Genomic DNA, 10470 nt, shown 5'->3' with positions numbered 1-10470 from the left:
TTCATTATGAGATTTTTTAAGGAATTTTGGCTGATGAAGAAAATAGTTTTTTTGTGTGTGATAAGCCTTTTATCAGTTACTATCGCCACTACTTTTTCCTTTGCTGCAACAAAGGATGAGGATACGCCTTTCAAAAAGGGTGTTAAATATTTCTATCAACAAAAATTTGAGATAGCCGAACTTTTATTTCAAGAAGAGTTGAAAAACAATCCTGAAAATGCTTTGGCCTATTCATACTTAGGTGATATTTTTTTATATAAAAAACGCTATGATGGTGCATTGCAGCTGTATATGAAAGCTATGGAATTGAATCCAAAGAGCGCCGAAGATGCATTCAGAATAGGACAGGTATATTACTATAAAAAGCAGCCGGAAGAAGCACTTGCATATTTTAAAAAAGCATTTAGCCTTAATCCACAGCTTAAATTTGCTTACTACCATATTGGCCTGACGTATTTAATGCTACTCAGAGATAAAGAAAAAACCATTGAGTCATGGGAAAAATTTTTGGCGATAGCTCCTGAAGATCCTCAATATGAAAAAATAAAAAGAGTCATTGAATTATTGAAAGATCCAAAATTTGTATTACCACCACCAGGAAGCGATGTATCCATTGAAGAAGCATTGCATTTAGGCGGGATAATACTTGACGATGTGCAGCGTGAAGCGCAGGATAAAAAGGCTGGACACGAAACAAAGAAGACAAAGAACAAGCTTGAAGAAATTTACCGTGACGATGAATTATAAATTAATTTACATTACCCGAGGTACTATATGGCATACTATTATGACCGTTATCGCAATCTGAAAATTGCAGGTGTTGTTGCATTAATCCTTTTACTGCTATTTGGCGGATTTTATTTTCTTTCCCGCCCAAAGGATGCTCTCAAGGATATTATTGATATACGCCTTAAGCAAATTGAATTGTATGAAAAGATTTTAGAAACAAACCCCAATGATGTGGATACGCTTATAAAATTAGGAAATCTTTATAAAGAAACCGGTAACCTGGATAAAGCAATTGAATATTATAAAAAAGCATTAGCACTGCAACCCGACAATTACAATGCATTAAACGAATTAGGGCATGCATACGCACTTAAAGGCGATTATGAAAATGCCATTAAAACACTGGAACTTGCCAAAAAGTATTTTCCTAAATATCCACAAGCCTATAATAAATTGGGGAATGTATATGATACGCAGGAAAAGTTAGATAAAGCCCTTAAAGAATATAAAAGCGCTATTGCCGTTGCTCCCCAGTATCAGGAAAGCTACTGGAATATAGCAAAACAGCGAATGAAAAAAGGTGACTATAAAGGTGCAGAAGATATTCTGAAAAAAGGTATTAAAGTAAACCCTTCTGATCCTGAAGGATACTACAATTTAGGTAATCTTTACATGCATAAAAAGCAGTATGCTAAAGCTATTCCTCAATACCAGAAGGCAATCACACTGTCACCGAGCACGGGTAAATATTACCGTGCATTGGGCGATGCTTATCTTGCCCAGAATAAAATACCTGAAGCAGTTGGTGCATATTCCACTGCGCTGTCAAAAGATCCTGGCGATGCACTATCTGCTGAGCACTTAGGCGACATCTATGCTTCACAGGGCAACTGGGGTAAAGCAGCTGATTATTATAAACAGGCTTTAAGCTATAATAGCACTGATGAAATTTTAAAAAACAAATACGTAAATGCCCTTGGAAAATTACAAAAACCTTCTACTGTTGGTGGGCCTGATACACAACAACTTGCCATTGCAACAAAAGAAAAAATTGAACCTACAACACAACAAGCAATGAGGGATAAGGATTCAAAAGATTTATCAGAGCACACACCTCAGACAACACCGGTAAATCCTGTTAATGATTCGGCACTCAAATGGCGTGAGCTTGGCGATAAATATCGTGCAGAAAAAAAATACGATGAAGCACTGAAGGCATACGCCAAAGCAACCCAACTTGATAAAACCGACGACCATTCACATTACTGGATGGGACGCATCTATTATCATAACCAGATGGATGATGAAGCCAAAAAGTCATTCCAGAATGCAATTATTGCTAACCCCAAAAATGCTGACTCCCACTACCATTTAGGGCTTATCTATTATTCTGAAGGAAAGTACAGCCCGGCAGTTAATGAGTTTACAAAAGCAATAGAAGAAAAACCAGTATTTGCAAAAGCATACTATGCACGAGGCCTTGCACAGTATAAAATGAATAATCTGCAGGCAGCCATAAAAGACCTGAAGCAATCTATAGAACAGGATCCAAATTTAGACAGGGCCTATTTTAATTTAGGCGATATTTATCTTAAGCAAAAAAATTATAAAGTGGCACTTGATTATTTTACTAAAGATAGGGAACTGAGGCCTAATAATCCCGATACACTGTTTAAAATTGCAGAAACCTATCATGAAATGAAATCATATTCAAACGCTGAAACATTCTACAATAAAACACTTGAAGCTGACCCTGAATACTTCCAGGCACTTTTCAATTTAGGTCTTATTGCAGCCACAAAGCAAAACTACTCACAGGCTATCTCTTTTTATACTAAAGCATTATCAATTAAGAATGATGATCCACCAACGCTGTATGAATTAGGGAAAGCTTATGAGGGACTGGGTGATGATAATAAGGCAATTGAGTACTATTCATTAGCTATCAGTAAAAATCCAAATTATACCAAAGCCTACATTAACTTAGGTAACCTGTATAAAAAGAACAAATTGCATGACAAAGCAATAGAACAATTTAAGCAAGCCACAATAAATGACCCAAAATCATTTGAGGCTCATTATAACTTAGCCAATGCGTATTTAGCAGCTAACATGAATGATGAAGCTATTGAAGAATATAAAACTGCTATTGACCTTTCACCAATGAATGATCAGGCACACTTCTTTTTAGGTGTTGCCTATAAGGAAAAGGGTGTCTTTGAACAGGCTGTGAAAGAGTTTGAACGTTCACTGCAGATAAACAGTTCACTATCTGATGCACACGAAGAGTTAGGTATGATCTATTATCGCAAGTTAAAGAATAATGAAAAGGCTATCTATCATTTTGAAAAGCTTTTATCAATGAAGCCCAACCACCCTAAAGCCGACCAGATACGGGATATTATAACTATGTTGAAGAAGCACTAATTATAAATTTTTATTTGACATATAACGATTTGTTCTATTTTTTGTATATTATATTGATGATTCCACTTTAATGGTAAACCAATGCTTAAATGTATATTTTCCAAAGCACAACCACCTTCTATTGATGTTCGTAACACTGTTACAATTATTGCTTTCTTGCTTTTTATAATCCTTCTATCGTGCACGCATGATCAATCATACATTAAATCATTAAGTAATGATATTACTACCCAGGGTTTTATTAATGACAACTGTTACCAGTGTATCATCACCGCAAAACCTGATCCTGGCATTGAAGGATTGGTTGCATCCAGAGAAAGTGCACATATTAATTTAATGAAATCACTTGAAAAGCAATGTTATGATACCCTTATTAAGGCTACCGCACAATTACAGAGTATATCGGTTACCAATAGTTTGCAACAATGCCTACTACAACAATTAAAACAGTATATTGATAATAAAGTCATTGTAGTTACCTATTTTAATGACGATTTCAGTAAAACTGCTGTTGTACGGATATATGAAAACGGGCTTCAGCAAAAACTGGCAACCATGCGGTGCAATTAAAAAGGATATTGGGGTAAATATGATTTCTTATGTACGATTATTATTGTATAGTCTGCTTTTGTATCTGCCTATGATATGGTATATATCCTCATGTACCTCAAAAAAATCAGTTACCAATATCCCACCTGAAGAAAAGAATACCCTTCTTTTTGAGTATGAGAAGGAAGGATTTATTGACAACAACACGTTCAGGGTTATCGTGATAATTCCTGCTGAAGGGCACTATGATGAGCTATCAGTACAGCAAAAAGGACAGGAACGAGCGTTTGTTTCTTTAAAAAATTATATTATTTCCCAAAATAACATATTTGACTCAAAAATGCATAATTACCTTATGACAACCATCATGGGATATGGCACCTTAAAAAAAAGAGATTCAACATGTTCCACGCGATATTGCTATTACTTTGATATTACAAAAAGCGGGCTAAAATCAGAGATTGACTCACTGGGGAAATAATCAGGAATAAAGGTAGTACGAAAGATTCTTTAATATAAATATATTAAGATTGCGCTTGCCGTTATCATAAATACTGCTGAACATAACGCCAATCCCGTATCTATTATCTTCGCGCTTGTCATGGCGCACAACCATTGCCAACGCTTCAATATCAGTAAGCTCATTATCCACCGCTCTGAAATCAATAACTACACGAATGATTGAAGAAAGTTCAAGCGGAATATCCGATATAAAATAAAGTCCACCCTTGCTGATATTGACTATTGTGCCTATTAGCTCCAGTGCTTCAGCTTCATCTTTTGAAGATTCAATAAGAAGCTCCACCACCCGTATTGGTATTTCAACATCTAAGCGAAAATGCTTTCGCAGGTTATCGCCCTGAGTGTGATATTTTGCAATCATGAAAGTATCAAACTGATGTAAAAACCAGTCCTCCATGGCATCATCTAATGCAATATCAGGTTTTTTTTGTTTTGCTGCTTCCCAATATTTATATATTGCATCTTTAATCTCTGCGGACAGCTTATCATAGCGGATATATTTTCTCATTATGCCCTCTTCCATAATGGATACTCACCTTCTGTAATATAATACAGTATAGTGATGTTCATAGCAATCAAATTTTTTTAATGCGTATTTTTTTTGTTCGATAGTTCCAGCCACAGTTGCCGCATTTCATTATCTATTGGTATGGATTTACCTGTTGCCAGGTCCACTATAACATATACAACTTCAGCATCCAGAATTATTTGTTCGGTTTTTTTATTGTACAGCTTTTGTTTAACTGTTATACTGCGATTGCCAATCCTATCAACCATTGTTTCAATGATCAGCACATCACCAAGAAACGAAGGTGCACGAAAATTGACATTAATATTGACCACTGCAAGAAATACACCACGTTTGGCAAATTCATCATAGTTAAGGCCAATAGTATCTAAATAGCTCCACCGCGCATCCTCCAAAAAGTCTAAGAAGCGTTGATTGCTCACACGGCCAAAAAGGTCTAAATGATATCCTTTAATTTTTAATTCAACAGTAGACATGCAAAACCTGCTTATGGAATCCACAACATGTGCTTATCGTTACATTTACATACAGGAATTATTTTGGCAATTAGTTTTTTATCAATCACTTAAAAATCTATCAGGATCATGACACCCATAAAGGAAAAGCCTATCTTCCAATGCAGCTTCTTCATTTTGTGAACTCAGAACTACAATTTTTTTTATTTTTTCGTGTGGGATGATATTTTTAATCTTAGAAATAATTTCTTTTCGTTTATCTAATGGGAATAACCATTTACACTCAATAAGAGTAAGTTTTCCTCCCGAAGGGATAACGAAATCAATTTCATGACCATAAGCATCTCTAAAAAAATATATATGTGGATTAATACCTTGATTGGTATAATATCGTATTATCTGGCCCAAGCATACTGTTTCAAAAATATTCCCTAACAAAGGGCTATCCAGCAACTCCTTTTGTGACCTGATACCAAGTAAATATAACAAAAGCCCGGTATCAAGAAAATATATTTTAGGAGTTTTAATCAACCGCTTCCCTAAATTTTCATAATATGGTAAAAGGACATAAATGATATTTGAAATTTCAAGAATGGATAACCAGCTTTTAATTGTATGTCCACTTACCCCAACCTCCGAAGCAAGCGATTGTAATGACATCAACTGACCTGATCTAAGTGCCAGTAAACGTATAAATGTATTGAAATAGTGAGTATTTTTAACATTAATCATCTGGCGCACATCACGTTCAATATACGTTACTATATAATCATCAAAAAATTCAAAAAGTTGTAAACCAGAAGCATAAATTTCTGGATACCCACCTAAGAGCATATAATGTATTAAAAGCTCACGATTGTAAGCTCCTTCCCAATTTTGAATTTCTTTAAGAGAGAGTGTATGCAATGTAATAATACCAACTCGCCCTGCTAAGCTTTCGGAAACACCTTCCATGAGTGGAAATTTTTGAGATCCTATTATAAAAAATTGTCCGTAGTTTTTTCTGTTATTATCAATTTCAACTTTTATATGACGCAGTAACTGTGGTGCATATTGAATTTCATCTATGATTAGAGGTCTTTTAAATTTTTTCAGGAAAACATCTCCCGCTATAGTGGCTTCCTCAGCATATAATGGAACATCAAGGGTTACATAGGGCAATTCAGGATATTCATGTTTAATCAAACTGGTTTTTCCTGATTGTCTGCAACCAGTAACTAAAATTGCTGGTCTTTTTTGAGCAAATGCTTTTAATGTTTTTGATATTTCTCGTTCAATCCACATGCGTTTATTTATCCATTTTATTTGTCCTTTAATAATCTATAATATTATGTTTATTCAGGTTATGTTTATTTAAAAAGTTTGTTAAAGAAAATACTAAATACTATTTCGGATAATACGAAGTTTAAATAAGGTTAATGCAATCGCCCCATGCTTCATTAAACGCAACTCCATCAATTGCTGTGACAATATCAATTCTCCTTGGCGCAACTCCAATTTGGAAAATAGTACCTTTTGTCAATAGATCGTCAACAGTTAGAGTAAAAAGGGGACATCCAAAACGTTTTAAAGTCTATATAACTTTTTTTGCATTACTAAGTTCAGACTCAATCCATATACCAATATCACCTGTTGCACGGGGACATCCATGTGCAGCAAGAGCATATGCTCAAACAACTATACATTTAACCCCTTCTTCTGATAACAGTTGTAACATTTCTTTGTAATCTTCGTTCAAAATTTGAATCTCTCATAAATACCTATAAATCACATGTCATTTCCCACACCATATTTATACGTTCTTCTGGAGTATCTTCAACATACTCATTTTCAACTTCTTTTAAAGTTTTTGTCGTAATAATTGTTCTATTAAGTTTTTTCATAAATTTGTAATATTATTGATTACATTCACAAACTTTGTTCATTGACAGATGTTCTTTAGCTTTTATAACATTTCCCAATAGTACCCGTTTACTCCTTTAAAAATTCTTTAAACACCTCTTCTATCATTACGTACAAACATTGTATTAGTGGTTGTTTGTCTATTATAGCATGTACTTCCCCTATTCCCAGGTCAAACATTTTCTAAAATGCAATGAATATATGTCAGATGCTTTACTCAATTAAGCCATACGATGTGCGCCAGGTTACTCCATAGTAAATGTAGTATCCATCAACATTTCTTGTTTTGCCATCTTTGAATTTTGCGCCAATATAGCTATACATTCCTTCAATAAATAAACCAACATACGACGTTATTCCAAAATCAACTCCTGCCCCAACCTGGTAACCCAATTTTGAAGCTGATACATTTTCATTTATTAAATCAGAATTAAGCGATTCAATTTTTATTTCTTCATGGAATAAATAGAGTTGTAATAATCCATACACATATGGCTGAATTAAAATGCCATAATACATGGTATATGCATAACGGGCTCCACCACAAATCTGACCTAAATTGAGTTTAGATTCGTATTTTTCTTCGATAGTTATCTGATATAGTTTTAACATTGCCTGGGTTCTTTGATCAGAGGGATCAATTTCATCATAACTACCCACAAATCGTACCCTCATCATAGCATCAAATCCATTGCCACCTTCATTTCTGAATCTCCATGGGAATATATCAACAATTGCATTCAAATTTCGGCCTTCTGAATATGCATCTTTTATATCAGAATTTATATAGATACCTAAATTTGAATAGCCAAAACGTATAAATGGTGCACGCCATTTTAAGTTTTGCTCCCGTGTATACTGCTTTTTTATCCCTAATTCGGCTGCCTTCTTCTGTACTTCCTCATCTATAAAATCTTTTGGTGGTATCTTGGAAACAAATAATACATCGTCTTTATTTATCTTATACTCTTCCGCAGATAGTAATTCTGTCCTGTAAGTATAACTCTCATTGTCCTCTTCCACTATATACACCGATAGTACCGTTTTATCATTCTTCATAATATACATCTTTGTCTTATAACTGGTACTTACCAGTGTCCTCAATATATCCTTGCGCTGTATGGTTATCTTCTTACCCTCAGGTAGCTTTACATCCATTGCCTTATCTGTTTCCTTAACTATATCCCCTTCAATGATGCTGCCATCCTTTAAAAATATGGATTCTGCAAATGTAAAAGATACCATCAGTCCAATGCCAAGCAGCACGCAAATTACTATACCAAGATAATGTACCAATTTACTCTGTAGCATAACAAGCTCCTATAATGTATTGTATATTGTCCACGTGTACTCCCATATTAATCGTCAGGCATGTACCTTTTTGTGGGCTTTTGTATGCAATGAAATAACTTAAATAAACACTACATTGTAAAACTTCACTTTGCACAGAATGAGATTGCTTCACTTCGACAGGCTCAGTGTAAGCACTTCATTCGCAATGACATAAAGATAAACCAGTAATTGCCAGGCACACCGTACCGAAGCAATCTCGTCGTTTATTACCTGGGATTGCTTCGCTGCGCTCGCAATGACTTAACAGCAGTCGGTCATTGCGAGGAACGAAGTGACGAAGCAATCCCATAGTTGCGAGCGCCACAGGCGCGTGGCAATCTCATCTTCTGCATCATTGAGATTGCTTCACTTCGTTTTCAATGACGATAGTAAAAGTCATTGCAAACACATTGCATTGTTTACTCAATTAAGCCATACGATGTCCGCCAGGTTACTCCGTAGTAAATATGATATCCATCTATATTTCGTGTTTTTCCATCATTGAACTTCATGGGTATATATCCATACACACCTTCAACGAATACACCAAAATATGATGCGAAAGCAATATTGACTCCTCCACCTAATTTGTACCCATATTTAGAAGGGGTTATGACTACATCCATATCCCAACCACTATTTCCCGCATCCTCAAGTTGATTTTCGCCAACAATTACATATTGAAATAGTCCAAATACATATGGTTCAATACCAATTCCGTAATAAAAATTATATGAATATTGCAATCCAAGGTTTGCTATTAAGAAACCCATATGATATTCGTATTCCCCCGAAAAAGAAGATACATTAAATAATTTTGCATAAGTTTGCGTCGTAGGGTCTGATGGATCTAAACCTATTTTTTCATTAATATAAAAATTTAATCGAGTCATAATATCAAATCCTTTGCCCTTTTTATCTCTAAAGTGCCATGGATAAAAATCTAAAATAATATCAAAAGTCTTGCCTTCCCCAAATGCGTCGCTTAGTTCATTATCAGTATATCCGCTGATATTTGAATAGCCTAAGCGAAGTACTGGTGCCCTCCATAGTATATTCTGTTCTCTGGTGTATTCTTTCTTCCCTTTTGCTATCTCTTTTGCTTTTTCATCAATTATACTTTCTGGCGCTACCTTTGAGACAAACATCACATCTTCCTTCAATACCACAAACTCCTCTGCTGATTGCAGCTCCTTTCGGCATACATATCGCTCATTGTCTTCCTCCACTATATACACCGGTACTACCGTTTTATCATTCTTCATAATATACATCTTTGTCTTATAACTGGTACTTACCAGTGTCCTCAATATATCCTTGCGCTGTATGGTCATCTTCTTACCATCAGGTAGCTTTACATCCATTGCCTTATCAGTTTCTTTAACTATATCTCCTTCAATGATGCTACCATCCTTTAAAAATATAGATTCTGCAAATGCTAAAGATACCATTAGTTCAATACCAAGCAGCACGCACATTACTAAAACAAAATAACTTACTAATTTACTCTTTACCATACCAAGCCTCCGTTAATGTATTGTATATTGCCCACATATACTCTTACATTCATTAGCAGGCTTTTACATTCCTGTGGGCTGCAGTCTGTCATTGCGAGGAACGAAGTGACGAAGCAATCTTGTCGTTTACTACCTTGGATTGCTTCACTTCGACAAGTGGTTGCTGAGCTCGTCGAAGTACTCAGTGCAAGCATTACGCTCGCAATGACATAAAGATAAACCAGTCATTGCCAGACACGCCGTGCCGAAGCAATCTCGTCGTTTACTACCTGGGATTGCTTCGCTACGCTCGCAATGACACTATGGGAACAAGAGACCGCCACGGGGCTTACGCCCCTCGCGGTGACAGCACTCTGTCATTGCGAGGAACAAAGTGACGAAGCAATCTCGTCGTTTACTACCTTAGATTGCGTCGCTGCGCTCGCAATGACGATGGTATTTAAACTTGCAATCACGCTACTTCCCATGTCATTGAGTATACCTATCGCATTACACTAACCGATCTGAC

9 protein-coding genes are annotated in these 10470 nt (G+C 35.6%); 4 read left to right on the top strand and 5 right to left on the bottom strand.

Features of this window, described 5'->3' with window-relative positions; all coding sequences use genetic code 11:
* From AB1444_15450 to AB1444_15435, 4 genes are all read left to right on the top strand, one after another.
* Window positions 1–747, top strand: a 747-nt coding sequence (locus tag AB1444_15450; GenBank protein ID MEW6528051.1) for a tetratricopeptide repeat protein, incomplete at its 5' end; no start/stop codon positions are given.
* A 27-nt stretch (window positions 748–774) separates the two neighbouring features.
* The gene (locus AB1444_15445; protein ID MEW6528050.1) at window positions 775–3156 is read left to right on the top strand and encodes a tetratricopeptide repeat protein; all 2382 of its coding nucleotides are present in this window, start codon (window positions 775–777) and stop codon (window positions 3154–3156) included.
* 81 nt (window positions 3157–3237) lie between these two features.
* Entirely contained in the window at window positions 3238–3726 is a 489-nt protein-coding gene (locus tag AB1444_15440) for a hypothetical protein (protein ID MEW6528049.1), read from the top strand.
* Between the two features lie 19 nt (window positions 3727–3745).
* Entirely contained in the window at window positions 3746–4186 is a 441-nt protein-coding gene (locus AB1444_15435; protein MEW6528048.1) for a hypothetical protein, read from the top strand.
* Here the strand turns inward: AB1444_15435 and AB1444_15430 are convergent, their stop codons facing one another.
* The 5 genes from AB1444_15430 to AB1444_15410 form a co-directional block, all read right to left on the bottom strand.
* Entirely contained in the window at window positions 4187–4735 is a 549-nt protein-coding gene (locus tag AB1444_15430) for a PilZ domain-containing protein (protein ID MEW6528047.1), read from the bottom strand. It abuts the gene before it with no gap.
* Window positions 4736–4812: 77 nt separating this feature from the next.
* Window positions 4813–5232 (bottom strand): thioesterase family protein, encoded by a 420-nt coding sequence (locus tag AB1444_15425; protein MEW6528046.1) that lies wholly within the window; start codon window positions 5230–5232, stop codon window positions 4813–4815.
* 81 nt (window positions 5233–5313) lie between these two features.
* Window positions 5314–6495, bottom strand: a complete 1182-nt coding sequence (locus AB1444_15420) for an ATP-binding protein (GenBank protein ID MEW6528045.1) — start codon at window positions 6493–6495, stop codon at window positions 5314–5316.
* A gap of 831 nt (window positions 6496–7326) precedes the next feature.
* The gene (locus AB1444_15415) at window positions 7327–8424 is read right to left on the bottom strand and encodes a hypothetical protein (protein MEW6528044.1); all 1098 of its coding nucleotides are present in this window, start codon (window positions 8422–8424) and stop codon (window positions 7327–7329) included.
* Window positions 8425–8864: 440 nt separating this feature from the next.
* The gene (locus AB1444_15410; GenBank protein MEW6528043.1) at window positions 8865–9962 is read right to left on the bottom strand and encodes a hypothetical protein; all 1098 of its coding nucleotides are present in this window, start codon (window positions 9960–9962) and stop codon (window positions 8865–8867) included.
* Window positions 9963–10470: the final 508 nt, after the last annotated feature.

The organism is Spirochaetota bacterium, assembly GCA_040756435.1.
Classification (GTDB): domain Bacteria; phylum Spirochaetota; class UBA4802; order UBA4802; family UB4802; genus UBA4802.
The sequence above is the reverse complement of the archived record's forward strand: the minus strand, read 5'-3'. Positions and strand labels throughout refer to the sequence as shown.

What these genes read in the sequence shown, in the direction of transcription:
- AB1444_15435 (MEW6528048.1), top strand. Translation starts at nt 3,746, where the DNA reads ATGATTTCTTATGTACGATTATTATTGTATAGTCTGCTTTTGTATCTG.
- AB1444_15440 (MEW6528049.1), top strand. Translation starts at nt 3,238, where the DNA reads ATGCTTAAATGTATATTTTCCAAAGCACAACCACCTTCTATTGATGTT.
- AB1444_15420 (MEW6528045.1), bottom strand. Translation starts at nt 6,495, where the DNA reads ATGTGGATTGAACGAGAAATATCAAAAACATTAAAAGCATTTGCTCAA.
- AB1444_15415 (MEW6528044.1), bottom strand. Translation starts at nt 8,424, where the DNA reads ATGCTACAGAGTAAATTGGTACATTATCTTGGTATAGTAATTTGCGTG.
- AB1444_15410 (MEW6528043.1), bottom strand. Translation starts at nt 9,962, where the DNA reads ATGGTAAAGAGTAAATTAGTAAGTTATTTTGTTTTAGTAATGTGCGTG.
- AB1444_15430 (MEW6528047.1), bottom strand. Translation starts at nt 4,735, where the DNA reads ATGAGAAAATATATCCGCTATGATAAGCTGTCCGCAGAGATTAAAGAT.
- AB1444_15425 (MEW6528046.1), bottom strand. Translation starts at nt 5,232, where the DNA reads ATGTCTACTGTTGAATTAAAAATTAAAGGATATCATTTAGACCTTTTT.
- AB1444_15445 (MEW6528050.1), top strand. Translation starts at nt 775, where the DNA reads ATGGCATACTATTATGACCGTTATCGCAATCTGAAAATTGCAGGTGTT.